At 73.1% G+C, this 23,103-nt stretch carries 24 protein-coding genes and 1 tRNA gene; 13 read left to right on the top strand and 12 right to left on the bottom strand.

Annotated elements, in window-relative coordinates; translation table 11 throughout:
- The first annotated feature begins 42 nt into the window (after positions 1 to 42).
- The 5 genes from CHC05_RS07115 to CHC05_RS07095 are packed head-to-tail and all read left to right on the top strand — an operon-like array spanning position 43 to position 5,050.
- Complete coding sequence (locus CHC05_RS07115) at positions 43 to 690, top strand: histidine phosphatase family protein (protein WP_179266080.1); 648 nt, start codon at positions 43 to 45, stop codon at positions 688 to 690.
- Positions 691 to 694: 4 nt separating this feature from the next.
- Positions 695 to 2,059, top strand: a complete 1,365-nt coding sequence (locus CHC05_RS07110) for an FGGY-family carbohydrate kinase (protein ID WP_089245883.1) — start codon at positions 695 to 697, stop codon at positions 2,057 to 2,059.
- Entirely contained in the window at positions 2,056 to 2,652 is a 597-nt protein-coding gene (locus CHC05_RS07105) for a histidine phosphatase family protein (RefSeq protein WP_089245881.1), read from the top strand. Before CHC05_RS07110 ends, CHC05_RS07105 begins: the two co-directional genes overlap by 4 nt.
- Positions 2,649 to 4,070: an FGGY-family carbohydrate kinase gene (locus CHC05_RS07100; RefSeq protein WP_218824463.1), complete on the top strand. Its 1,422-nt coding sequence runs from the start codon at positions 2,649 to 2,651 to the stop codon at positions 4,068 to 4,070. Before CHC05_RS07105 ends, CHC05_RS07100 begins: the two co-directional genes overlap by 4 nt.
- A 2-nt stretch (positions 4,071 to 4,072) precedes the next feature.
- The gene (locus CHC05_RS07095; RefSeq protein WP_089245879.1) at positions 4,073 to 5,050 is read left to right on the top strand and encodes a 2-hydroxyacid dehydrogenase; all 978 of its coding nucleotides are present in this window, start codon (positions 4,073 to 4,075) and stop codon (positions 5,048 to 5,050) included.
- Here the strand turns inward: CHC05_RS07095 and CHC05_RS07090 are convergent.
- Genes CHC05_RS07090 through CHC05_RS07075 form a run of 4 tightly spaced genes read right to left on the bottom strand, consistent with a single transcriptional unit; the run spans position 5,031 to position 8,730 of the window.
- Positions 5,031 to 5,636 (bottom strand): M23 family metallopeptidase, encoded by a 606-nt coding sequence (locus tag CHC05_RS07090; RefSeq protein WP_089245877.1) that lies wholly within the window; start codon positions 5,634 to 5,636, stop codon positions 5,031 to 5,033. The two genes, CHC05_RS07095 and CHC05_RS07090, sit on opposite strands and share 20 nt — an antisense overlap.
- A complete protein-coding gene (locus CHC05_RS07085; RefSeq protein ID WP_089245874.1) occupies positions 5,633 to 6,319 on the bottom strand; it encodes an alpha/beta fold hydrolase in 687 nt (228 codons plus the stop codon). The genes CHC05_RS07090 and CHC05_RS07085 overlap by 4 nt, the downstream gene beginning before the upstream one ends.
- A 35-nt stretch (positions 6,320 to 6,354) precedes the next feature.
- Positions 6,355 to 6,684 carry a DMT family transporter gene (locus CHC05_RS07080; RefSeq protein WP_218824462.1) on the bottom strand — a complete coding sequence of 110 codons (330 nt, stop codon included), beginning with the start codon at positions 6,682 to 6,684 and terminating at the stop codon, positions 6,355 to 6,357.
- A gap of 15 nt (positions 6,685 to 6,699) precedes the next feature.
- Positions 6,700 to 8,730, bottom strand: coding sequence for a molybdopterin-containing oxidoreductase family protein (locus tag CHC05_RS07075; RefSeq protein WP_089245870.1), 2,031 nt, complete (start codon positions 8,728 to 8,730; stop codon positions 6,700 to 6,702).
- 102 nt (positions 8,731 to 8,832) lie between these two features.
- Here CHC05_RS07075 and CHC05_RS07070 point away from each other — a divergent pair, with 102 nt between their 5' ends.
- Positions 8,833 to 9,012, top strand: coding sequence for an antitoxin (locus tag CHC05_RS07070; RefSeq protein WP_089245868.1), 180 nt, complete (start codon positions 8,833 to 8,835; stop codon positions 9,010 to 9,012).
- A gap of 39 nt (positions 9,013 to 9,051) precedes the next feature.
- Positions 9,052 to 9,438, top strand: a complete 387-nt coding sequence (locus CHC05_RS07065) for an MmcQ/YjbR family DNA-binding protein (RefSeq protein ID WP_089245866.1) — start codon at positions 9,052 to 9,054, stop codon at positions 9,436 to 9,438.
- On the opposite strand, the gene CHC05_RS07060 is transcribed toward CHC05_RS07065, so the two are convergent.
- The 4 genes from CHC05_RS07060 to orn form a co-directional block, all read right to left on the bottom strand.
- The gene (locus tag CHC05_RS07060; RefSeq protein WP_218824461.1) at positions 9,423 to 10,313 is read right to left on the bottom strand and encodes a glycoside hydrolase family 113; all 891 of its coding nucleotides are present in this window, start codon (positions 10,311 to 10,313) and stop codon (positions 9,423 to 9,425) included. The genes CHC05_RS07065 and CHC05_RS07060 overlap by 16 nt on opposite strands.
- 136 nt (positions 10,314 to 10,449) lie before the next feature.
- Complete coding sequence (locus CHC05_RS07055; protein WP_144022505.1) at positions 10,450 to 11,244, bottom strand: hypothetical protein; 795 nt, start codon at positions 11,242 to 11,244, stop codon at positions 10,450 to 10,452.
- A gap of 107 nt (positions 11,245 to 11,351) precedes the next feature.
- Positions 11,352 to 11,427, bottom strand: a tRNA-His gene (locus CHC05_RS07050).
- Positions 11,428 to 11,510: 83 nt separating this feature from the next.
- Complete coding sequence (orn, locus tag CHC05_RS07045; RefSeq protein ID WP_281257647.1) at positions 11,511 to 12,101, bottom strand: oligoribonuclease; 591 nt, start codon at positions 12,099 to 12,101, stop codon at positions 11,511 to 11,513.
- A gap of 76 nt (positions 12,102 to 12,177) precedes the next feature.
- Between orn and CHC05_RS07040 the strand changes: the two genes are divergently transcribed.
- Positions 12,178 to 13,371 (top strand): glycosyltransferase 87 family protein, encoded by a 1,194-nt coding sequence (locus CHC05_RS07040; RefSeq protein ID WP_089245860.1) that lies wholly within the window; start codon positions 12,178 to 12,180, stop codon positions 13,369 to 13,371.
- A gap of 127 nt (positions 13,372 to 13,498) precedes the next feature.
- On the opposite strand, the gene CHC05_RS41315 is transcribed toward CHC05_RS07040, so the two are convergent.
- The 4 genes from CHC05_RS41315 to CHC05_RS07020 all read right to left on the bottom strand — a co-directional run bounded on the left by CHC05_RS41315 (position 13,499) and on the right by CHC05_RS07020 (position 19,458).
- A complete protein-coding gene (locus CHC05_RS41315; RefSeq protein WP_089245858.1) occupies positions 13,499 to 16,312 on the bottom strand; it encodes a hypothetical protein in 2,814 nt (937 codons plus the stop codon).
- 153 nt (positions 16,313 to 16,465) lie between these two features.
- Positions 16,466 to 17,182, bottom strand: a complete 717-nt coding sequence (locus CHC05_RS07030; protein ID WP_089245856.1) for a YcnI family protein — start codon at positions 17,180 to 17,182, stop codon at positions 16,466 to 16,468.
- 12 nt (positions 17,183 to 17,194) lie between these two features.
- Positions 17,195 to 18,844, bottom strand: coding sequence for a copper resistance CopC/CopD family protein (locus CHC05_RS07025; RefSeq protein WP_179266079.1), 1,650 nt, complete (start codon positions 18,842 to 18,844; stop codon positions 17,195 to 17,197).
- Complete coding sequence (locus tag CHC05_RS07020; protein WP_179266078.1) at positions 18,841 to 19,458, bottom strand: zf-HC2 domain-containing protein; 618 nt, start codon at positions 19,456 to 19,458, stop codon at positions 18,841 to 18,843. Before CHC05_RS07020 ends, CHC05_RS07025 begins: the two co-directional genes overlap by 4 nt.
- Before the next feature lie 124 nt (positions 19,459 to 19,582).
- Between CHC05_RS07020 and CHC05_RS07015 the strand changes: the two genes are divergently transcribed.
- From CHC05_RS07015 to bcp, 5 genes are all read left to right on the top strand, one after another.
- A complete protein-coding gene (locus CHC05_RS07015) occupies positions 19,583 to 20,176 on the top strand; it encodes a sigma-70 family RNA polymerase sigma factor (protein ID WP_089245852.1) in 594 nt (197 codons plus the stop codon).
- 67 nt (positions 20,177 to 20,243) lie between these two features.
- Positions 20,244 to 20,744, top strand: coding sequence for a MauE/DoxX family redox-associated membrane protein (locus tag CHC05_RS07010; RefSeq protein ID WP_089245850.1), 501 nt, complete (start codon positions 20,244 to 20,246; stop codon positions 20,742 to 20,744).
- Positions 20,741 to 21,454 (top strand): DsbA family protein, encoded by a 714-nt coding sequence (locus tag CHC05_RS07005; RefSeq protein ID WP_089245848.1) that lies wholly within the window; start codon positions 20,741 to 20,743, stop codon positions 21,452 to 21,454. The genes CHC05_RS07010 and CHC05_RS07005 overlap by 4 nt, the downstream gene beginning before the upstream one ends.
- Before the next feature lie 50 nt (positions 21,455 to 21,504).
- Positions 21,505 to 22,629, top strand: coding sequence for a hypothetical protein (locus CHC05_RS07000; protein ID WP_179266077.1), 1,125 nt, complete (start codon positions 21,505 to 21,507; stop codon positions 22,627 to 22,629).
- Entirely contained in the window at positions 22,626 to 23,096 is a 471-nt protein-coding gene (bcp, locus tag CHC05_RS06995; protein WP_089245846.1) for a thioredoxin-dependent thiol peroxidase, read from the top strand. The genes CHC05_RS07000 and bcp overlap by 4 nt, the downstream gene beginning before the upstream one ends.
- Positions 23,097 to 23,103 lie beyond the last annotated feature (7 nt).

Genomic DNA, 23,103 nt, shown 5'->3' with positions numbered 1-23,103 from the left:
TCCAGCTTGAGAACTTGAGGCCTGGCGATGAAGATCAAACATATGACCGATCCACGGGTACGGCTGGTGCTGGTGCGACACGGCGAGTCACGTTGGAATGTCGAGGACCGCTACCAGGGCCAGGAGGACTCGGGACTGACCGAGGCCGGGGTCGCCCAGGCGGAAGCCGTGGCCGAGGTGCTCGTGGGACGGTTCGGCGCGGCGGGCATGGTGGTCAGCAGCGACCTGCCCCGGGCCCGGGACACGGCCGAGCCCTATCGCCGCCTGATCGACGGCACGGTACGCGAGGACGCCCGGCTCCGCGAGATCAACGTGGGCACCTGGACCGGCCGCACCCGGGCCGAGGTGATGGCCGCCCATCCGGACGACATCGCGGCGGTCGACGGCGGTGTCGACATCGCCCGCGGCGGCGGCGAGACCTACCGTCAGGTGCGCAAGCGGGTCTGGGCGGCGCTGGACGAGGCGGCCGCCGGAGCGACCGGCACGGTGGTCGTGTTCACGCACGGCGGACCGATCCGGGTGGCGACGGCCGAGGCGCTCGGCGTGCCCGCTCCCGGCGAACGCGCCTTCGCACCCGTGCTCAACTGCTCGTACACGGTCATCGACCATGGCGGTCCGGACGGGCCGCACCTGCTGGTCGCCTACAACGCACCGACCACCGCGGGCAGCCGATCGACCAGAGTGGAGTGAGCCGATGCTGTTCGCCGGGGTGGACGTGGGCACGCAGAGCCTGCGCGTGCTGCTCGCGGACGAACACGGCACGGTGGTGGCCCGGGCTGGCCGGCCACTGACCAGCCGGCGCACCGGCGGGCGGCACGAGCAGGACCCGGCGGAGTGGTGGGCGGCGCTGGGTGCGGCGTTCCGCGAGGTCGGGCCGGACCGGGTCGGCGCGGTCGCGATCTGCGGCACCTCGGGCACGTTCCTGCTCGCCGACCGGTCCGGGACACCACACACCCCGGCCCTGATGTACGACGACACCCGCGCCACCGGGACCTGGGCCCTGCCGAAGCTGCGGTGGCTGCTCCGGCACGGCCCGGACGAGGTGCGCACCGGCCTGGCCGACGGCCGGCTCGTCGTGCGGCACTGCGGCGACCATCTCGCCGACCGGTTGTCCGGAGAGCTCGTCGCGACCGACTGGACGAGTGCGCTGAAGACGGGCTACGACGACGGTTGGGCCGCCTCCGAGGTGCCGGCCGCCGCGCTGCCCGAGGTGGTCCGCCCGGGCACGCTGATCGGCACGGTCGGGCCGGCCGGCGCCGCCCACACCGGGCTGCCGGTCGGCACACCGCTGCGCGCCGGGCTCACCGACGGCTGCGCCGCGCAGGTCGCCGCCGGCGCGCTGGCCCCGGGAAGCTGGAACTCCGTGCTCGGCACGACGCTGGTGGTCAAGGGCGTCACCACGACCAGGCTGGCCGACCCGTCCGGCGGGGTCTACTCGCACCGGCACCCCGACGGTGGCTGGCTGCCCGGCGGTGCGTCCAATGTGGGCGCCGCCGCCGTCGACGACCGGTTCCCCGACGCCGACCGCGCGGGGCTGGAGCTGAAGGCTGTGAAACACGAGCCCGCCGGCGCGGTGGTCTACCCGCTGCGCGGCCGGGGCGAGCGTTTCCCGTTCGTCCGGCCGGACGCCGAGGCGTTCACGCTCGGCGAGTTCAGCGGCCCCGCCGACCACTACGCCGGCCTGTTGCAGGGCGTCGCCTACGTCGAGCGGCTCTGCTACGCCCACCTGCGCCGGCTCGGCGCCGACACGACCGGTTCGCTGGCGCTGACCGGCGGTGCCACCCGCAGCCGCTACTGGTCGCAGCTGCGCGCCGACGTGCTCGGCCGCCCCGTCCTCATCCCCGCGACCCCCGAACCGGCGCTCGGCATGGCCGTGGTCGCGGCGGCCGGCGACGGTGGTCTGACCGAGACCGCCGCCCGGATGGTCCGGACGGCCGACATCGTGGCGCCGCGCCCGGGCGACCGGTTCGCCAAGCCGTTCGCCCGCTTCGTCGACGCGCTGGCCGCCCGCGGCTACGTCGACGAAGCCCTCGCCGCCTACGCCAAGGAGCCGGAATGACGAGCACGACGGTGGTGCTGGCCCGCCACGGGCGCACGGCCTGGCACCAGCCGACCCGCTACACCGGCCGCAGCGACGTGCCGCTCGACGAGGTCGGCGTGACCCAGGCGGCCGAGCTGGGCGCCTGGGCCGCCGACCAGGGGTTCGCCGCGCTGGCCTGCTCGCAGCTGGTGCGGGCCCGGCAGACCGCCGCGGCCATCACCGGCCTGACCCCGGTGGTCGACCCACGGCTGCGCGAGCTCGACTTCGGCGTCGCCGAGGGACACACGCTGGCCGAGCTGCGCGCTGCGGACGAGGCGATGGTGGCCCGGTTCGAGGCCGACCCGGTGGCCGGGCACTTCCCCGACGGAGAGCCGCCCGGCGAAGCGGCCGAGCGCGGGTTGGCCGCGCTGCACGAGCTGGCGGCAGCGCATGACGGGCAGCGGATCCTGGTCGTCGCGCACAGCACCCTGATCCGGCTGGTCGTGTGCGCGGTGCTCGGCGTGCCGCTGTCCGAGTACCGGCGCCGGCTTCCCGTGCTCGACCCGGCCGCGACGGTCACGCTGCGCTTTCCCGAGCCGGTCGGGCTCCTGTCGTACAACGTGTCGCGATGATCATTATCGGGGTCGACGCCGGGACCACCGTGACCAAGGCGGTCGCGTTCGACCCGGACGGGGTGGCGCTGGCCCGGTCCGCCCGGCCGACGGTGCTCGACCGGGTCGGCGACGGGCGTTACGAGCAGGACGCCGACGCGGTCTTCGGCTCCGTGGTCGCGGTGCTGCGCGAGCTGCGCGAACTGCTGCCCGGGCCGGTCGCCGCCGTCGGCGTCACCGGGCAGGGCGACGGGCTCTGGCTGCTCGACGGCGACGGTCGGCCGGTCCGGCACGGCATCTCCTGGCTCGACGCCCGGGCGACGCCGATCCTCGAACGCTGGACCGCCGACGGCATCGCCGCGCTCGCGTACCGGCGTACGGGCAACTACCCCTTCCCCGGCGGCGCCGGGCCGCTGCTGGCCTGGCTCGACGCCCACGAGCCGCACCACCTGGACCGGGCCGCCACCGCCGGCTACTGCAAGGACATGGTGGTGCAGCGCCTGACCGGGCTGCGGGCGACGGACCCGTCCGACGCGTCGGCGCCGTTCCTCGACCCGCACACCCGGCGGTACGACGAGGAGCTGATCGCCGCCTGCGGTCTCACCCACCGGGCGGGCCTGCTCGCACCGGTGCACGACGCGCCGCACGCACCGCTGAGCCGGGCCGCCGCCGACGCCACCGGGCTGCCTGTCGGGCTGCCGGTCGTGGGCGCGCCCTACGACCTGCCGGCCTCCGCCTGGGGTGCCGGCGTCCGCACGCCGGGCGACGGGCTGCTGACCGTCGGCACCACGCTGGCCTGCCAGGTGCTCCGGGACACGGTGGACACCGGTGGCGAGCCGGCCGGCCTGACGCTGAGCACCTGGCAGCGGGACCGGTGGCTGCGGGCGCTGCCGGCGATGGTCGGCACCGCCGCCCTCGACTGGGTACTGCGGCTGGTCGGTGCCACAGTGGCCGACCTGCCCACGCTGCTGACCGACGGCGACGCGGGCGAGCTCACGGTGCTGCCGTTCTTCGCCGAGGCCGGCGAGCGTGCCCCGTTCGTCGCGCCGCGCGCCCGGGCCCGGATCGACGGGCTGCACCTGGGTCACGCGCCCGCGGACCTGGTCAGGGCGACCTGCGAGGCGATCGCCTACAGCGCCCGGCACTGCCTGACCGCGGCGGAGCTGACCGGCGAGCTGGCCGCGTGCGGTGGCGGGGTCGCCTCGGCGGAGTGGGCGCAGATCTTCGCGGACGTGCTGGACCGGCCGGTGCGCGTGCTGGCCGGCGAGGAGATCGGTGCGCGCGGCGCCGCACTGGCGGCACTGTCCACGGTGGCCTCCGAGCCGAATGGCTGGACTCCGGCCGGGCGGGTCTTCGAGCCGGTCGGGGGCGATCGCTACCGCGCCGGCTACGACCGGTATCTCGCGCACGTCGAAGCGGCCCGACCGAACTGGAGCTGAGCATGCGCGTACTCGTCGCCGGGGATCATTTCGTCACCAACGACCTGCTCACGGCCGCCCTGCGCGGCCGGGTCGGCCCACACGTCGAGCCACGCACGCTGCTGCTGCCCTGGCCCCTCACGCCGTACGGCCGGGTGGCCGAGGTCGACGAGGCGTCCGGCGACGAGGACGAGCTGATCGCGGCGCTGGATGGGGTCGAGATCGCGGTCACGCAGATGGCGCCGTTCACCGCCCGGGTGCTCGCCGCCGTCTCCGGCACGCTGCGGCTGCTGGTGGTCTGCCGGGGCGGGCCGGTCAACGTCAACCTCGATGCCGCCGACACAGCGGGTGTCACGGTGCGCACCACGCCGGGACGCAACGCGGTCGCCGCGGCCGAGCACACGATCGCGTTGATGCTGGCCGCGCTGCGGCAGATTCCGGACCGGCACGCGGGCGTACGCGCCGGCGCGTGGCGCAGCGACCTCTACGCGCTCGACCAGGTCAGCGGTGAGCTGGCCGGCAGCACGGTCGGGCTGGTCGGCTACGGCGAGATCGGCCGGCGGGTGGCGCGGATCCTCACGGCGTTCGACGCCCGGGTGCTGGTGCACGACCCGTACGCGGACGTCGCCTCGACGGAGCTGCCGGAACTGCTCGACCGGTCCACCGTGGTCAGCCTGCACGCCCGGCTGACGCCCGAGACCGCGCAACTGATCGGCGCTGCCGAGCTCGCCCGGCTGCCGGCCGGAGCCGTGCTGGTCAACACCGCCCGCGGTGGGCTGCTCGACTACGCCGCGGTGGCCGACGCGCTGGAGTCCGGGCACCTCGGCGCCGCGGCCTTCGACGTGTTCGACGCGGAGCCGTTGCCGGCCGACTCCCGGCTGCGCACCGCACCCCGGGTCGTCCTCACCCCGCACCTGGCGGGCGCGACCCGGCAGACCGCGCAGCGCGCCGCGACCCTGGCCGCCGACGCCGTGGCGGCGTTCACGGACAGTTCGCGCTGACCCGTTCGAGCTCGACCTCTTCGTCGTCGGTGGTGATCCCGGACGGTTCGCCGCCGAACCAGGTCTCCATCTTCTCGCCGGCCCGGCGCTGCTCGTGGTGCAGGTGTGGGGCGCCGGAGTTGCCGGTGCTGCCGACCTTGCCGATCTGCTGACCGGGCGCGACCTCGTCACCGACCTGGACCAGCGGCGGCTCCAGCATGTGCAGGTACTGGGTCTCCCACCGGCCGCCGTGGTCGATCTTCACCCAGTAGCCGCCGCCGCGGCCCTTGGGGCCGTTCGGTTTCTCCGGGGTGCGCCCGCCCAGCGAGCCGTTGATGCCCGAGACCGTGACCGTGCCGCCGGCGGCCGCCAGCACCGGGCGGCCCCACGACTCGCCCTCGGTGGGGAACAGGTCGACGTCGAAGTCGTCGTGGCCCGGATAGGTGGACAGCCGCCAGGTCTCGCCGCAGGCCACGGGCAGCTGGAACAGGGGGCGCGGGCCGGCGCGGCGGAGCCGGTCGACCACCAGGATCCCGAGCAGCGTCGTGAGGACGATCGCGATGCCGGCACCGATCGCCGTGCCGCGCCGAGCCGCGGTGGTGTTCACCGGCCGGCCAGGAAGGTCTCGACCGCGTCGGCGAACGAGTTGGGCGCGTTCGGGTGCACGACGTGGCCGACCGGGATGGTGGTGAACTCACCGGCCGGGATCTGCTCGGCCATCTCGGCCATCCTGTCCTGCGGCAGGAAGCTGTCGGGGCCACCCGCGACGACGAGCACCGGCACGTTGATCCCGGCCAGCCCGTCCCACCAGGCGGGGTCGGGAGCGTTGAGCGCCGCCAGCACCGACGGGCGGATCTCGCGGTCGTAGAAGGGCGCCGACTCCGGCAGGTCGGTGGGCACCGGGATGCCCAGCGGCGTGGGTGGCGGGCACTCCTCCAGGACCAGGGCGGCGACCCGGTCCGGCGCGGCCAGCGTGGTCAGCAGGGCGACCAGGCCGCCGAGCGAATGGCCGACCAGCACGACCCGGTCAAGGCTCAGCTTGTCGAGCAGCGCCAGCAGGTCGTCACGGAACACCGTCGGCCCGTACGGGCCGGAGCGCTCGCTGGCGCCCATGCCGCGCAGGTCGGGCACGTACACCGGGCGGTCCTGCGCGAAGCGGGGTGCCAGCTGGTCCCAGCTGGTGCCGTCGCCCCCGCCGCCGTGCAGCAACACCATCGGCACGGCGCCGGGCGGCCCGGCCACCGTGCGACAGGCGAGCTTGACGCGGCCGGTGTCCACGTACTCCGTCATGGCCGAAACCCTATGCCCGCCGCGCCACCCGGGGCTCAGGCGTGGGTGCCCGATCGGCCGAGCTCCAGGGCCACCACGCCGGCGATGATCAGCAGCAGGCCGCCGATCTGCAGTGGTGAGAGCGACTCGTGCAGGAACAGCACGCCGATGATGGCGATCAGGGCGACCCCGACCGCCGACCAGACCGCGTACGCGACGCTGACGTTCATGCCCAGCTTCAGCGCCTGGGAGAGGCCGTAGAACGCGAAGCCGTAGCAGACCACCAGGATCACCGTCGGCACCAGCCGGGTGAACCCGGCCGAGGCGCGCAGCGACAGCGTGGCCACGACCTCGGAGACGATCGCACCGGCCAACCAGAACCACACGGGCACAGGCCCCTTTCAGCAGGCGGTCACTTCGACGCGGATGTCGTGGAAGGTCGGTGCGCCGCCGAGGTCGGCGTCGCGCACGGCCGTGACCGCGTTGACGGTGTTGCCGCCGGGACTGCGCTTGGCCCAGTAGGCCTTGAAGGTGAACGCGACGCCGGGCCGGGTGGCGTCGTCGACCGCCACCGCCGCGTCGAACGAGCCGTTGGCGTTGTGCACCTTGACCGCCGTGCCGTCGACGAGCCCGCGGGCGGCCGCGTCGGTCGGGTGGAGGTGGATCTTCGGTTGACCCATCTTCCGCTCGTGCCAGGGCAACGACGCGAAGGTTGAGTTGAGGAAGAACCGGCCGGCCGGCGCGATCAGCACCAGCCCGGCGGTGTCCTTCTCGGCCGGCGGGGTGTAGCCGACGAGCGGGTCGACGCCGACGGCGTGCAGCGCCGGGTCGTGCAGCCGGGCCCGCCCGGTCGGCGTCGGGAAGCCACCCTTGGCGAACGGCGCACTGCCGACCGGCACCCCGGTGGTGCGGGCCCAGGTGCGCTCGCTGAGCTCTTCGAACGTGACCGGGCCGCCGGCCAGGTGCTGGCGAACGATCTCCTCGTCGCTCTCGCGCAGCCTCGGGTGGGTCAGGCCCAGCGCCGCGGCGATCCGGCGGAAGATCTCGGTGTTGGGCAGCGCCTCGCCGGGCGCCGTCGTGGCCGGCAGGTTGAGCGCCGTGTAGTGGTGCCCGTAGGAGCTGACCAGGTCGAGGTGCTCCGGCTGCATGGTGGCCGGCAGCACCACGTCGGCGTAGTCGCAGGTGTCGGTCCACCGCTGCTCCAGCACGACCGTGAACAGGTCCGCGCGCAGCAGGCCGGTGCGCAGCCTGGTCTGGTCGGGCGCGGTGGCCGCCGGGTTGGCGTCGAAGACCACCAGCGAGGTGACGGGCGGGTCGGCCTCGCCGGTGAGCACGGCGGCCAGGCGGCTCATGTTGACCCCGCGGGCGGGCGGCTGCGGCAGGTCGGCCGGGCGCGCGACGTCGATGTCGCTGTCCGGGAAGTGCCCGGAGGTCATGCACAGCGCGCCGCCGCCCGGGTAGCGGAAGTCGCCGGTGACCAGGGGCAGCGCGCAGATCGCCCGGATCGCCTGGCCGGCGCCGGCGTGCCGTTGCAGGCCGAGCCCGACCTTGATCGCGGTCGGCCGGCTGGTGGCGATCCGGTCGCCGAGGTCGCGCAGCACGGCCGGGTCCAGCCCGCACTCGGCGGCGGCCCGCTCGACCGGCCAGTCGGCGAGGCGGGCCGCGAGCTCCGGCCAGCCGTCGACGTGCGCGTCGAGCCACTCGTGGTCGACCGCGCCCGCGTCGACCACTTGCCGCATCAGGCCGAGCGCCAACGCGCCGTCGGTGCCGGGCAGCGGCGCGACGTGGGCGTCGCAACGCCCGGCGGTGTCGGTGCGCAACGGGTCGACGGCCACCACGTAGGCGCCGCGGCGCTGTGCCTCCTGCACGAACGGCCACAGGTGCAGGTGGGTGGAGAGCAGGTTGGCGCCCCACAGCAGGATCAGCTTGCTCTCGACGATGGACTCGGGCTCGAAGCCGACCATCCCGCCGTAGAGCGAGTCGAGCGCCGCGCCGGCGGCGGCCGTGCAGATCGTGGTGCGCAGCCGGCTGGCCCCGAGGTGGGCGAACAGCCGCTGGCCCATCGTGTAGCCCTGGACGGCGCCCATCGTGCCCGCGAAGTAGTAGGGCAGGACCGACTCCGGACCGTGCCGGTCGATGCTGGCCGACAGGCCCTGCGCGACCCGGCCGACCGCCTCGTCCCAGGTCGCCGGGCGGAAGGCGATCGGGCCCTCGCCCTTGGGGCCGACGCGGACCATCGGCTGGGTGAGCCGGTCCGGCCCGTTGACCGCGTCGAGGTAGCGGTTGACCTTGCCGCACAGCGCGCCCCGGGTGAACGGGTGGTCGGCGTCGCCACGGATCTCGACCGCTTTGCCGTCTTCGACGGTGAGCTGCCAGACACAGGTGTCCGGGCAGTCGAGCGGGCAGGCGCCGCGGTGGGTGGTTCGGGCCATGCCCGGATGCTACGTGAGCCCCACTCGTACCATCTCTCGCATTTTCCGGCAGGTCACGGCGGGTGACGGTTTGGCCGGGACGGGCGGGGGAAGACGGCCGCCATGGGATTCATGGACCGCATCAAGGACATGATGGGCAAGCACGACGACAAGGTCGACAAGGGCCTCGACAAGGCCGGCGACAAGATGGACGAGCGCACCGGCGGGAAGTACGGCGACAAGATCGACAAGGGCGTCGACGAGGCGCAGCGCCGCACCGGCGGCGGCGACACCATGCCGTAAGGGACGGCTTGTCGCGACGGGTTGCCGTACCGTTCGCGCATGGTGACCCTGGACGACGTGGCGCAGTTGGCGGCTCGGCTGCCGGAGACCGACATGGTCGACCGGCGGGGCAGCCGCGCCTGGTCGGTGGCGGGCAAGGTGTTCGCGTGGGAGCGGCCGTTCAGCAAGGCCGACATCAAGCGGTACGGCGACGAGCCGGTGCCCGAGGGTCCGATCGTCGCGACCGCGGTCGGTGACCTGGCCGAGAAGGACGCGGTGCTCGCCGCGGGCGCGCCTGGCGTCTTCACCATCTCGCACTTCGACGGCTACGCGGCCGTGCTGATCCAGCTCTCCGAGGTCGACCGGGTCACGCTGGAGACCGCGCTGGTCGACGCGTGGCTGGCCAAGGCACCGAGCCGGCTGACCGAGGCCTACCTGGCCGGCTGACCGCCGTAGAGCGCCGCCACGGCGTGGAAGGCCAGCTTGGGCTCCCAGCCGCCGTCCGGGCGCATCGCCACCAGTCCGTACGACGCCAGGTCCAGGTCGTGCGCCGGGTCGTCGGGGCGGTGCGGCAACTCGAAGCCGGCGAAGGTGAACCAGAACGCGCCGGCGACCCGCTCCTCGTCGAACACGGCGTCGAGCTCGTGCAGGTAGCGGACCTGTTCAGCCTCGTCCCGCTCGTACTCGGCGGGGATCGTGCCGTCCTCGGTGACGATCGTCCAACCCAGACCGCCGCGGTCGGCCGCTCCCCGGTACGTGCAGCAGCCGAACTCGGTGACCACCACCGGACGACCGAAGCGGTGGTACGCGCGCAGCTCGTCCGCATAGCGCTCGGCGTTGCCGGCGTCCCGGTAGGCGTCGACCGAGACGATGTCGAACTGGTCCCAGTCGACCTGCTCCCACATTCCCGCCGCGTACGTGAGCCGGCCGCCGAACACCTGCCGGGCGGCGGCGACGGTCTCGCGCTGTGTGTCCCGGGCGCGCTGGAAACCGGCCAGCAGCGGCGCCCGGCCCTCCTCCGTGGCCCAGGTGGCCGGGTTCGTCATCGTGGCCGTGCGGCCGGGCAGCCCCTCCCCCGGCACGAAGCCCTTGCAGAACAGGGTCATCTCGCAGCCGAGCACCATGACGACCTCGCGCTCGGTCTCGCGACGCAGGAGCTCGGCACGCTCGGCCGCACCCGTCAGGTAACCGACCAGCTCGGCGGCGTCGAGGTCGTAGGGGAACGGCGAGAAACCAGACGTCGAGCCCGGCCTGGGCGGCGAGCCGGCCGGCCGTGAGGATCCGGTCGGGGTCGTCGCCGGAGACGCGTACCGCAGTGGCATGGAGGTCTTGGGCGATGGCCGCCATGTCGCGGCGCACCGCGTCGTCGTCGAACACCGACCTGGTGTGGAAGTCGTCGAGCCTCTGGCCGGTGTCGTAGTTCACCCCGCGGATCTCCACGATTCCGACGCTACGCCGTCAGGGCAGCACTTCGAGGTCCCAGTCGCCTTGCGTGTCGACCTCGATCACCCGGGTGTCCGGCGGCAGGTGGACCAACCAGCTCAACGGGCCGATGCCGTCTTCGAGCAGGCCCATCCGGCTGTCTTCGCCGTAGCCGCGAATGACGTAGTTCCCGGTCCCGCGGTAGCTGAGCGTGAGCCGTGCGCTGAAACCGGCGTCCTTCGGCACCAGGAAGACCGCTGGCTCGCGACCGGTCGCCTTGCCGGTGAACTTCCGCGCTTTTCTGACGTCGCGCAGAACGATCTTCCAGTTGCCGTCCGCCCGGACCCGGACCGCCGCCACGGTGTCGAACTCGGCCAGGCCGACGGTGCGCTCACCGGAGTAGTCGCCCTGTGCGTTGACGATCAGCCCGACGTTGCGGCCGCCGTCGCCGAGCGTGTCGACCATGAAGTTCGCCGTGCCGTCGTGGGTGATCGTCGCGACGTACACGGCATCGGGCACGAGCCCGACGTCGACGGTCCGGTCGCCACGGCCGCTGATCGTGACGTCCTTCCCCATCGCCCACGGCCTGGGCGACTCACCAGGTGCCGTGGTGATCCGGGGCATCGGTTCTTCCGCGGTGTTCGGATCGGTCTGACCGACCGGTGGCGGTGGTGCCACGGTTTCGCGGTCGCCGTCGCCGTCGCCGTCGCTGTCGCGCAACGCCAGGAGAGTGCCGGCGGAGAGGCCGAGGATCATGACGAAGGCAGCCGCTGCACCGACGAGCCAGGGCCAGGTGGGTGGCTTTGGCGGCGGAGGGGTTGGCTGCGTCACCGCCGAACGGTATGACGGGTGAGCGAGCGCCGCCGCCCCGGGCGATCGCTTTCTTGATCACAAAGCGAAACGGCCCGGCCGGGAAACCCGGTCGAGCCGTCACACGGTGGGGTGACTGAGGGGATTTGAACCCCCGACACCCGGGACCACAACCCGGTGCTCTGCCAACTGAGCTACAGCCACCATGTCGACCCGCGCCGGCATTTCCGCCGGGCGAGGCGCCGACCAATGATAGCCATACGCCGCCCGGCCCCGTCGACAGGGTATTAAAGCTCCGCCGCGATCGCCTTCGCGGTCTCCACGTCCGGGCCGGGCAGGGGCACGAACACCGTCCGGCGGTAGTACTCGAGCTCGCGGATGCTCTCCCGGATGTCGGCGAGGGCGCGGTGGGCCAGGCCCTTGGCGGGCTGGCCGAAGTAGACCCGCGGGTACCAGCGCCGGCACAGCTCCTTGATCGACGACACGTCGATCATGCGGTAGTGCAGGTGCGCGTCGAGCCGGGGCATGTCGCGGGCGAGGAAACCGCGGTCGGTGGCGATCGAGTTGCCACACAGCGGCGCCGTGCGCGGGTCCTTCACGTACGTCGTGATGTAGGACAGGAGTTGGTCCTCGGCCTGTTCGAGGGTGACCGTCGACCGGCGTACCTCCTCGGTCAGCCCGCTCTTGGCATGCATCTCCCGAACCACGTCGGGCATGCCGTCGAGCTGCGCGTCGGAGGCGTGGATCACCAGGTCGACCCCCTCACCCAGGACGTTCAGGTTGGGGTCGGTCACCAACGCCGCGACCTCGACCAGCGCGTCCTTGCCGAGGTCGAGCCCGGTCATCTCACAGTCGATCCAGACCAGAAGATCAGCCACGATCGACAGCCTACGCGCAGGTCGCTCTCGGTGAGCCTCCACTAGGCTGCCGGGCGTGCAGGCAGCAGCGCCACCCATGAAGATCAACCCCGGCACCGCACGGCGGATCGCCGTGGTGATCGCGCTCACCGCCGCTTCGGTCGCGTTCATCTGGGTGTACGCGGCCCGCCGCGACTTCTTCGACCTGCGCATCTACGTGAGCGCGCTGCGCTGGTGGGCCGACGGGCACCCGCTCTACGACTACGCCCAGCCGGACCGGGTCCAGGGCGAGCTGTACTTCACCTATCCGCCCTTCGCGGCCCTGCTGCTGCGGCCGTTCGCGGCTGTGCCGCTCGGCTTCACGATCGGGTTCTTCTGCGTCTTCACGGTCGCTGCCGTGGCCGTGGCCGCCTGGTGGCTGACCGCGCCGATCGCCGACCGCCGGGGCCCGCCCCGCTGGCTCCTGGCCGGGCTGCTCTTCCCGGTGGCGCTGGCGGTGGAGCCGAGCCGCGAGACGTACTTCTTCGGCCAGATCAACATGCTGCTCGTGCTGCTGATCCTGGCGGACTTCTGCCACGCCGTGCCCCGCAGGTGGTTCTGGGCGGGCGCCGGCGTGGGCCTCGCGACGGCGATCAAGCTGTTCCCGGGCATCTTCATCCTGTATTTCCTGGTCACCCGCCGCTGGCGGGAGGCAGCCGTGTCGGCGGGCACGGCCGTGGTGGCGACGTTGCTGGCCGCAGCGGTGGCACCGCGCGACTCGTGGCAGTTCTGGACGTCGTCCCTGTTCTCGACCGAGCGGGTCGGCCGCCCTGATTACACGGGCAACCAGTCCTTGCAGGGTTTGCTGGCCAGGTTGGTAGCGCCCTCCGAACCGGCCAAGATCTGGTGGCTGCTGCTGGCCCTGGCGGTCACCGGCTTCGGCATGTGGCGGGCGGCCCGGGCCTTCCGCGCCGGGGACGACCTCTCCGGGCTGACGCTGACCGGCCTGGTCGGCGCGCTGGTCAGCCCGATCACGTGGCCGCACCACGTGTTCTGGTTCGTGCCGGCCCTGGTCGTCCTGGTCGACTCGGGACGGCGGCGGGACCTGGCCCTGGCCGGCGGGACGCTGGCGGTCGCCCTGTACGGCGTGAACACCTTCATCGACTGGGGCATAGCCCCGGACCCGACCCGCACGATCGGCGACTTCCTCCTGCGGAACCTGTACGTCCTGGCAGCGCTCGCACTGGTAGCCCTGCTACCGGCCCGCGCGCGGATCCGCCCACCAGAACCGCCTAGAACTGGACAGACCTAGCCAGTCGACACCGGAAGGGTTAAACTGGCATTAACGGATCAAGTTCTCCAGTTGCACCGTTCCCCCGGTGAGAGCGTCCCTTCGCGTCGGCAGCGCGAAGGGACGCTCTGTTTTTCCCGGGGTTTCGCTAGCTTGCCTGGTCGGTCGGACGGGCGTTCGGCGCCTTCGCGGGGCGCCGGCGGGCGGCGGTGTTGGGCCGCTTGGCGGCCAGCGCGGCGACCGCGGTGTGCGCCGGCCCCGCGTCGGTGGCCTCGGGCGCCGGCAGCCCAGCAGCGGTCTTCCGCCGCCGCGCCTTGGCCGGAGCCGCATTGCCGAGCATTCCCCCGAAAGGAGTACCGGCCACGGCCGACTCACCCTTGCCGTCGCTGGCCGCTGCCTTGACCGGAGAGTCGGTCACGGCCTCCGCCGGAGGCTCAACTGCGGCCTTGGCCGGGGCTTCGACCGGCGCCTCGGTCGCGGCCTTCACAGAGCTCTCGACCAGAGCGTCAACCGCAGCCTTCGCCGGGGTCCCGGCCGGCACTTCGACCTCGGTCTCGACCGCAGCCTTGGGCGCGGCCTTCGCCGGGGTCCCGCCCGGCACTTCGACCGAGGTCTCGACCGGGGTCTCGACCGCGGCCTCGGGCGCGGCTTCGGGCGCGGCTTCGGGCGCGGCTTCGGGCGCGGCTTCGGTTTCCGCCTTCCGGCGCGGGGTCCGGGTCGCCTTGGTCGGCTTCGCCGCGGCTTCGGGGTCGGCGGCCTTCTTCGCACGGGTCGTCCGACGAGCGCGCTTGGCCGCCGCCTCCGGCGCCGGGTCGCCCGTCGTCCCGACGATGGCGCCGGTGCCAACCGGAGCGCCGGCCGAGACCGTGCCGTGCTCAGCATCCGCCTGGTCCGCGTCGGACCCGGTCGACTCGATGACCTCCGTGCCCACCGTGGTCGGTTCCACGACGTCGGCGACCGCCGTGGTCGGCTCCACGACGTCGGCGACCGCCGCGTCACGCTTCTTGGACTTCGTCGACCTGGCCGCCTTCGGCCCGCCGGCGGCAGCCGCGCCGGCCCGCGCCGCGACCGTCCCGCCAGCCGCACCGATCTCCGCGGCGCTGGACGCCTTGGGCTCGGCGGCGCCGCCCGCCAGCTCCGCCTCGGTGAGCAGGGCTGGTGCGCTCGCCGCGGTGCGACGGGGCTTGCGCTTCGCCGTCTTGCCCGCGGCAGGCGCGGCGGCACTTGCCGTCTCGGAACGGCCAAGACCCACGAGGACGTCGCCTGATGTCGACACGTCGGTGGTAGATCCCGCAGAGGTCGTCGTCGCACCGGTCGGCGACCCGGCGACCACCGGCCGCGCCTCAGCCACCTCTACGTCGGTGGTCGAGACAACAGCCGTCGTCGTCGGCTCGACCGACGCACCCGTCACCGACCCAGCGACCGCCGGCCGCGCCTCGACCGCATCCGCGTCGGTGGTCGAGTCGACGGAGGCCGCTGTCGGCTCGACCGACACGCTGGTCGCCGACCCGGCGACGGTCGGCTCCGCGTCGGTCGATGCCGGCGCCGTTTCGGTGTTGGCCGGCGCGGTTTGCGGGCTGGCGGCGTCGCGTGGTTGCGGTGCCGACTTGGTGCGGGTGCGGGTCGCGACGACCGGGCGGTCCGGGCTTTCGCCGGTCGGCTCCACCGCCGTGTCGACGAAGACGACCGGGCGCTTCTTGGTGGCCGTCCGCGAACCGCGCTTGCCGGCCGGCCGCTCCGGGCCGTCGGTCTTGACCGAGCGCAGGTGGGCCACGCCCGGAGTCGGCGGGCCGTCCTGGTCGGCGTCGGCCTCCGCACGAGGCGACGGGGTGCGCGGGCCGGACTCGGTCGGGATCGCGGTGGCCGCGCCGGCCGGGGCGTCCGAGGTCGGCACGGACTCGACGGAAAGCTGCGCCGCCGCGGCGGTCACCGCGGGCAGGCCCGCGAGCCGGGCCGCCTCGGCACGGCGCCATGCGTTCGGCTGCGCCGGGTCGGGCGTCCGGTCCGCCGCGCCTGGCTGCGCCGGGGGCCAGGCGGGGCCGGGCGGCGGCGGCACGGTCTTGCCGGCGCCGGCGAGCGCGTCGGCCAGCGTGGCCGGGCGGCCGGGCGTGCTGTCGGAGGGCCACTGCGGCCAGGTGCCGTCGGCCGGCCGGGGCTCGTCGCCGGCCAGCACCGGAAGCGGTTCGGCCACCTCGGTCGCGGGCAGTGCCGGCCAGACCGGTGGCGGGCCCGCCGGGCCTTCCAGGCCGCCGAGCCGGGCGGAGACCTCTGGGACCTGGCTCGGGTCGACCACGAAGACCACCTCGCGGGACCGGACCGGCCAGGCCAGCGAGACGATCCCGGCGGCCAGCAGCAGCGCGCCGAGGGCGACCAGCGTCCAGGTGACGGGCGCGAGCCAGCCCGGCGTCGCCGACGCACGCACGTCGACGGTGAGCCCCGGTGTCGCGTCGACCCGCATGATGACCAGGCTGACCTCGCGGCCTTCGACCTCGTCGGCCGTCCATTCGAGGTTGCCGCTGCCCTGCCGGGTCCAGAACGACTGGCTGCCCGGCGCCACGTCCGACGCGGCCGGACCGGCCAACCCCGACGCGTCCACCGGCGCGATCCGCACCGGCAGGTCGCCGCGCGCGACGGTGACGGCGTCGACCCGGGAGTACGCCGCACCGGCCAGGTATTCACGCACCGAAGCCGCGGGCGCCAGGCCGAGGAAGGTCTCCCCCGGGACGGTCAACCGCATCCGGGTGTCGCCGGCGCGGACGAACGCGGCGTCTTCGCGCAGCAGGGTGTCGACGTCCGGCACGACGATCGCGCGCCCGGTGGTGGACACCTGTTCCAGGGAGCCACTGAACGCGCCACCCGCGTCCCGATGTTGCATGAGCGTCCACAGTGCACCACCGACCAGCAGCACCGGCAGTCCGATGGTCAGCAACACCAGACCGGCGACCGTGCGTACGACCCGCATCAGCGTCTCCCCCTTGATCGCGTTACCGGACAAACTGTACTCAACGTGACGATCCGAACACACGACGCAGATGGCGTGGCACGCGGACAAAGAAAAAACCCGCCGGTCCAGGGACAACGCCCCGGACCGGCGGGTTCCGCCGAGCGAAGAGAGCTATGAGCCGGAAGACGGCCGCGCACGCATGAAGGCGAGACCGCCGAGCACCAGGCCGAGCACACCGGCGATCAGACCCGCGATGCCGAGGCCGGTCGCGGTGCCCGAGGAGGAGTCGTCAGACGAGGCGACGGCCGCAACCGTCGGCCCGGCAGTGGGAGCGGCAGCCTCGTCGGCTGCCGCGGCCAGCTTCAGCACCGGCGCCGGGTGCTCCGGCTCCTCGCCGCCCTCGACCGGCTCGTCGATCCAGCGGGAGATCTCGCCGTCCGAGTACGTCTGGAGGACCTTGAAAATCATCTGGTCCTTCTCGGGCAGCGGGCCCATCGAGACCGGGAACTCCTGGAACTCGCCCGGCTTGACCCCGCCGCCGGCGGCCGCCGTGAAGGTCAGCTTGCCGACCACCTCGGTCACCTGGCTGCCGTGCACGGTCAGCGGCGTCGCAAGCTTGCGCTTCTCGACGGCCACCGTCCAACCCGGAACCGGCATCGTCGACACCGACGCCACCGGGGCGTCCTCGGGCAGGTTCACCTCGAGCTTGACGGTCGACGCGGTGTCGCTCTCGTTGGGCACGCGGAACGCCAGCCGCCCGTACCCGCCCTGCGTCGCCTCTTTCGGGTTGACGGTGACGTGCGCGAACGCGGGTCCGGCGACGCCGAGGGCGACCACGACGGCGCCGACGCTGAGAGCGGCGGCCTTGGCCAGCCGGCTACGGATCATGGGTGAGCCTTCCTACGTGACAGGCACGGTGGCGGTCACCGTGCCCTGGTCGATGTCGGATATCCGGACGGTGAACTTGAGCTCCCACTGCCCGGGACGCGGAAGCTGGATCGCGCCGCTGGCGTGGGTGGGCGCGAGCCCCAGCAGCGGGATGTCGATGGCCTCGATCCCCGCCGAGGGCAACGACGCGGTGCCCTTCCACTCCACGACCACCTGCGGCTTGTTGTCCTTCGTGTACGCGTACAGGTGGATGTCGTTGTTGCCCTGCTTGGCGGGATCGACCTCGACCTGCAGGTTGAGCTTGGGGCTGGTGGTGATCATGGCCGAGTAGTAGCCCGGCTGTTCCGCGCCCGCGGCGACCGTGGCCGACGCGGTGCGGGCCGGCGTGGTCTGCACCAGCACCGAGGTCAGCGCGAGCACGACCGCGATGCCGGCGATCTCGATCAGGACGGCCTTGCGCAGCGGGCGCGGGTCGTCCGGCTCCGCGTGCTTGCGGACCTGGTTGCGGGAGAACGCTGCCACCCCGAGCACCACACCGAAGAGCACGACCTTGGCGATGATCAGTTGCCCGTACGTCGTCGAGTAGAGCGCCTTGATCGTCGAGACCTCGACCAGCGCCTGGACGACCCCCGCGAGGAACAGCGCGGTCACCGCCAGCGTCGCCCAGCGCGACCAGACCGGCAGGATCGCGCCGAGCTCGCGTGGCGACGCCTGGCGGAACAGGAAGGCGAACAGCATGACCAGCCCGCCGAGCCAGACCGCCATGCCGGCGAGGTGGGCCATGTCGACCACGACCGAGACCGCCGGCACCGGGGACGCGCCGGGGTGGCCGGAGATGGGCCAGGTGGCCAACCCGATCACGCCGAGCACGACGAGCAGTACGCGGTCGGCGACCCCGCTGCGGCCGGAGAGCACCGGGCGGAGCAGGAAGGCCGCCGCCGCGAGCACGCCGAGGCGGATCAGGTGGGCGGTGCCATACGTGCTGCCGAGCACGTCGCGCAACGCGCCGCCGTCGAAGTAGCCGCCGCCGGTCGTGTACGGCGCCTGCAGGAACAGCTCGCCCACCGTCGACAGCCCGACGAGCCCGAGCCCGAGCCAGGCGAGCCGGCTCGGTGCCGCCCGTGCCAACCGTTGCGGCCAGAGCAGCGCGAGCACCATCGCCGGGCCGATCAGCAGCACGAGGCCCGCGTACCCGAGATATTTGACGATCGGGAACGCGATCTTGAGGGCGGTGCTCTCCTCGGTCGCGGGCGCGTTGCTGTCGGTCGGCGCGGCCGACGGCTCACCCACCGAGTACGTGAAGGCGCCGGCGATCGGGTGGCTGTCCGCCGAGATCACCCGGTAGTTGACCAGGTAGGTGCCGTTGGCCCCGCCCGGCTTCAACGGGATCCGGACCGCGGCGTCGCCGAACACCGGAGCGCCCGTGTCGGCGCGCGAGCCGTCCGGCGCCACCACGTGGATCTTGTCCGGAACCTGCCGGACATCCTCGCTGAAGGTCAGCACGACCTCGGGCGGAGCGGCCGGGACGATCGAGTTGGCGGCGGGGCTGGTGCTCTCCAGGACCGCGTGTGCGCTGGCCGGTGCCGCCGGAGCGAGGAAGAGGGCCGCCCAGCCGACGACCAGCGCGGCGACGATGACGAGCCGCGAGACGACCTTGCTCACCCGCGACCTGCCGCGGTCGCGGTGGTCAGCGGGGTGCCGCGGTAGGCGCCGCGGCCCAGGGCCCACAGCGCGGCGGCCTGCACGACGGCGGCCAGGTGGCCGAACTCGTGGACGGCGGCGGCGCGCCCGCCGGCCACGTCGACGGCGCTGGTGACGGCCAGGCAGAGGGCCAGGACGATGGCGATGGGCAGCAGGGCGCGGGCGCGCTCGGGGCGCAGAGCAGCGAGCGCGAAGCCGACCGCGAGCGCGATGTCGAAGCAGGCCATCTCGCGGGTGGCATGTGCACCCGTCTCGGCACCGAACAGCGCCGGCGTGGCGGAGACGAGCTGGGCGAGGGCGAGCACGCCGACCGCGACCCGGAGTACCTGGCGGCGGCCGGCGGGTTCGTCGGACCGCCGGTGCCGGTCGGCCGCGACGGCGGCGAGCACGTTGGCGGTCAGGTCCGGTGCGGGCGCCGGAGTGGCCCTGACCAGGCGGTCGAGCCGCTGCGCGCTGGTCAGCCAGGCCTGGCAACCGGCGCAGGTGGCGGTATGCGCGTCGATCTCCTCGACGGGGATCGGCACCGCCTCCCCATCGAGGCGCGCCGACAGCGCTCCCCGGACGTGCTCGCACATCATGGTCAGGTAGTCGTCCGCGAGCGGTGATTGGTTCCCGGCGATTTCTCAGGTCGGCGTGGCGGACGACACGGCGTCCGTCGCGCGGCCGCGCGGAGGGGTCGACCGCGTACATTGGGTTGCCATGATACCCGCCCAGCGCGCGCCCGAGGCCGTGCCCACGAGCACCGTCGACCTCGATGCCGCGACCCGTTGGGCGCTCGCCGCGCGCAGCGGTGACCCGGTCGCCCAGGCCGCCTTCGTGCGGGCGACCCAGACCGAGGTCTGGCGGCTCGCCGCAGCGTTGGTCGATCCGGACGCCGCGGACGACCTGGCACAGGAGGCCTACCTGCGGGCGTTCCGGTCGCTGCCCGACTTCGAGGGACGATCCAGCGCCCGCACCTGGCTGCTCGGCATCACCCGGCGGGCCTGCGCCGACCATCTGCGCTCGGTCGTCCGCCGCCGGCGGCTGCGGTCGCGCCTGGAGGCGCACCCGGAGCCAGAGCGGTCGGTGATGGCGGCCGCCGAGCCCGACCCGGCCCAGCGCTTCGCCAGCGCGGAGCTGCTGCGCCGGCTGCCCGCCGACCGCCGCAGCGCGTTCGTCCTCACCCAGCTCATCGGCCTCTCCTACACCGAGGCGGCCGAGGTCGAAGGGGTGCCGGTCGGCACCATCCGGTCGCGGGTCGCGCGCGCCCGGGCCGAGCTCGTCGCCGTGTTGGACGAGGCCGGCGCAAGCTGAATCCCAGCTATCAGAAAACTGGGAAAAAGCTGAGCATTGGAACCTTTGGCCAATACGGGGCGACTATATGAGCGTGACGACGTTGACCCGTGACGTGACCTGGCCGGGCCTGCGGCCGTGGCTGGGCACCCTCGTGCGGCTCGGGCTGGCGGCCGTCTGGCTGTTCGCCGGTGCCGCCAAGGTCGGTGACCTCGCCGGCTCGGGGCGCGCGGTCAACGCGTACCAGGTGATGCCTTTCGAAGTTGCCAAGGTCATCGGGGCTGCCCTGCCGTTCGTCGAGATCACCCTCGGCGTGCTGCTCGTGGTCGGCCTCGCCACCCGCGCGGCCGCCGCCATCTCGTCCGCGCTGCTCCTGGTCTTCATCGCCGGCATCTCGTCCGCGTGGGCACGCGGGCTGTCCATCGACTGCGGCTGCTTCGGCTCGGGGGGCCAACTCGCCGCGGGTCAGAGCCCCAGTTACGCGCCGGAGATCGCGCGCGACCTCGGCTTCCTGGTCCTAGCCGCATTCCTTCTCGTCTGGCCCCGCACCAGGTTGTCCATCGACAGGTGGCTGGAGGGCACGACATGAGCAAACGCCAACAGGGCAAGAGCGCTGCCAAGGTGGTACGCAAGCAGCTTGCGGCCGAACGTCGCCGCAAGCGCACGATGTGGGTCTCGATCGCGGCGGTGGCCGTCCTGGTGATCGCCGGGTTAATCGGGTGGGGGGTCTACCAGAGCCAGCGCTCCGACGCCGGCCCGCTGGTCGCGCCCGCGTCGGCCACCACGACCACCGGCGAGACGCTCGGCACCGGTCCGGTGCAGGTGCAGCTCTACGAGGACTTCATCTGCCCGCACTGCAAGGACTTCGAGGCCACCAGCGGCTCGGCGATCAACGATCTGGTCAACGACGGCAAGATCAAGGTCACCTACAACACGGTGGCGTACCTGGACCCGGCGTCGACCACCGAGTACTCGACCCGCTCGGCCGCGGCCGCCGCGTGCGCCGCCGACGGCGGGAAGTTCAAGGAGTACCACGACGCGCTCTATGCCCAGCAGCCCGCTGAAGGCAGCGCCGGGCTGTCGAACAGCCAGTTGATCGCGATCGGCACCGGCATGGGGCTCGACCAGGGCAGCTTCGGGCAGTGCATCGACTCGGGCCGCTACAAGCCATGGGTCGCCTCGGTCACCGACGCGGCCGCCAAGGCCGGCGTCACCGGCACCCCGACCGTCGTGGTCAACGGCCAGGTCATCCCGAACCCGACGCCGGACGCCATCGTGGCCGCCGTGAACGCCGCGTAGGGTTCTGGCCCGTGCGTGTGTTGTTGGGTCTTGCTCTTTGTTTCGGAGGCGTGCTGGTCTCGGCCTCGCCCGCCTGGGCGCATGGCGCGGACGCGCCGGACGGCACCGACTACCGCACGGTGGTGACGGCGGTCAGCCCGGCCAGCCCGGGCCTGCGGGTCCGCGCGGTCGAGGCGGGTGCGCGGTTGGAGCTCACCAACCACACGGGTACGACGGTCGAGGTGCTCGGCTACCAGAACGAGCCCTACCTGGAGGTACGGCCGGACGGGGTGTACGAGAACGTGCACTCCCCGGCCGTCTACCTCAACGCCACGCTGACCGGCGAGGCCACGCTGCCGCCGATGGCCGACCCGACGCTGCCGCCGACCTGGCGCCAGGCGTCGACCGTGCCGGTGGTGCGGTGGCATGATCATCGCTCGCACTGGATGCTGTCGACACCTCCGCCTTCCGTGGCTGCGGCGCCGAACCGGGCGCAGCGGGTACGGGACTGGGTGGTTCCGCTGCGGGTCGACGGGGTGCACACGCTCGAGGTACGGGGGACGCTGGACTGGGTGCCGCCGCCGTCGGGGACGGTGTGGTGGACCTGGGTGGTGGTCGCCGCTCTGGCGGTCGCGTTCCTGGGGCTGGTCGGCCGGCTGCGCCGGTTGACCTCTTCTTTGACCGTGCGCAGCTCTGTTTCTGTTGCCGGGGCCCCGGTCCGCTGGGTGCTCCCGGTCCTGGCTGCGGTGGCGGCGGTCGGTGGGGTGGCGGCCGTGGTCTACTCGGTCGGCCGGGAGGTCGACGCCGGCAACTCCGGCTTCGGCGCCGTGCTCGGCGGGCTCTTCGCGGGACAGATCTGGCCGGTGCTGACCGGCCTGGCCGCGATCGCCGCCGGGGTGTTCGCGTTGACCCGCCGGCCGGCCGGTGACTTCGCGCTGGCGCTGGCCGGTGTCTGCGTGGCCATCTTCGCCGGCGTGAGCAATGCGGCGGCGTTCACGAACGGCGTCGTACCCGTGCCGTGGTCCGGCCTCTTCGGTCGCCTCCTGGTCGCCGTCGTCATCGCCGCCGGCGCCGGAGTGGCGGGCGCGGCCGCGCTCCGGATGCGGTCGTCGGCGCAGCGCCCACCCCTGCCCGCGGCCCGCCGCCCCGTGGACGACGAGCCCTCCGGGACCCCGGCGGTAGAGTCGGGCGCATGACGGAACGCCTGAGCCCCGGCGACGAGGCACCGAACTTCGCCCTGCCCACCGACACCGGCGACACCCTCACGCTCGCGGACCTGCGCGGGAAGAAGGTGGTCCTCTACGCGTACCCGGCGGCGATGACACCCGGATGCACCAAGCAGGCGTGCGACTTCCGTGACTCGCTCGCGTCGCTGCAGGCCGCAGGCTACGAGGTCGTCGGCATCTCCCCGGACAAGCCGGCCAAACTGGCGAAGTTCCGCGAACACGACGCCCTCACCTTCCCGCTGGTGTCCGACGAGGACAAGAAGGTCCTGACCGCGTACGGTGCCTGGGGCGAGAAGCAGTCCTACGGCCGCACGATCACCGGCGTCATCCGGTCGACCTTCGTGATCGACGAGAAGGGCCGCATCGAACACGCCCTGTACAACGTCAAAGCCACGGGCCACGTCGCCAAACTGCGCCGCGACCTGGGACTCGACTAGCAAGCCG

This window comes from Asanoa hainanensis, from assembly GCF_900188485.1.
Lineage (GTDB): Bacteria > Actinomycetota > Actinomycetes > Mycobacteriales > Micromonosporaceae > Asanoa > Asanoa hainanensis.
This window is presented reverse-complemented; position numbering and strand designations above follow the sequence as displayed.

Coding starts and splice junctions, on each gene's coding strand:
- CHC05_RS07115 (WP_179266080.1), top strand. CDS start 43: ATGACCGATCCACGGGTACGGCTGGTGCTGGTGCGACACGGCGAGTCA.
- CHC05_RS07110 (WP_089245883.1), top strand. CDS start 695: ATGCTGTTCGCCGGGGTGGACGTGGGCACGCAGAGCCTGCGCGTGCTG.
- CHC05_RS07105 (WP_089245881.1), top strand. CDS start 2,056: ATGACGAGCACGACGGTGGTGCTGGCCCGCCACGGGCGCACGGCCTGG.
- CHC05_RS07100 (WP_218824463.1), top strand. CDS start 2,649: ATGATCATTATCGGGGTCGACGCCGGGACCACCGTGACCAAGGCGGTC.
- CHC05_RS07095 (WP_089245879.1), top strand. CDS start 4,073: ATGCGCGTACTCGTCGCCGGGGATCATTTCGTCACCAACGACCTGCTC.
- CHC05_RS07085 (WP_089245874.1), bottom strand. CDS start 6,319: ATGACGGAGTACGTGGACACCGGCCGCGTCAAGCTCGCCTGTCGCACG.
- CHC05_RS07075 (WP_089245870.1), bottom strand. CDS start 8,730: ATGGCCCGAACCACCCACCGCGGCGCCTGCCCGCTCGACTGCCCGGAC.
- CHC05_RS07070 (WP_089245868.1), top strand. CDS start 8,833: ATGGGATTCATGGACCGCATCAAGGACATGATGGGCAAGCACGACGAC.
- CHC05_RS07065 (WP_089245866.1), top strand. CDS start 9,052: ATGGTGACCCTGGACGACGTGGCGCAGTTGGCGGCTCGGCTGCCGGAG.
- CHC05_RS07060 (WP_218824461.1), bottom strand. CDS start 10,313: ATGCCACTGCGGTACGCGTCTCCGGCGACGACCCCGACCGGATCCTCA.
- CHC05_RS07040 (WP_089245860.1), top strand. CDS start 12,178: ATGAAGATCAACCCCGGCACCGCACGGCGGATCGCCGTGGTGATCGCG.
- CHC05_RS41315 (WP_089245858.1), bottom strand. CDS start 16,312: ATGCGGGTCGTACGCACGGTCGCCGGTCTGGTGTTGCTGACCATCGGA.
- CHC05_RS07030 (WP_089245856.1), bottom strand. CDS start 17,182: ATGATCCGTAGCCGGCTGGCCAAGGCCGCCGCTCTCAGCGTCGGCGCC.
- CHC05_RS07020 (WP_179266078.1), bottom strand. CDS start 19,458: ATGTGCGAGCACGTCCGGGGAGCGCTGTCGGCGCGCCTCGATGGGGAG.
- CHC05_RS07015 (WP_089245852.1), top strand. CDS start 19,583: ATGATACCCGCCCAGCGCGCGCCCGAGGCCGTGCCCACGAGCACCGTC.
- CHC05_RS07010 (WP_089245850.1), top strand. CDS start 20,244: ATGAGCGTGACGACGTTGACCCGTGACGTGACCTGGCCGGGCCTGCGG.
- CHC05_RS07005 (WP_089245848.1), top strand. CDS start 20,741: ATGAGCAAACGCCAACAGGGCAAGAGCGCTGCCAAGGTGGTACGCAAG.
- bcp (WP_089245846.1), top strand. CDS start 22,626: ATGACGGAACGCCTGAGCCCCGGCGACGAGGCACCGAACTTCGCCCTG.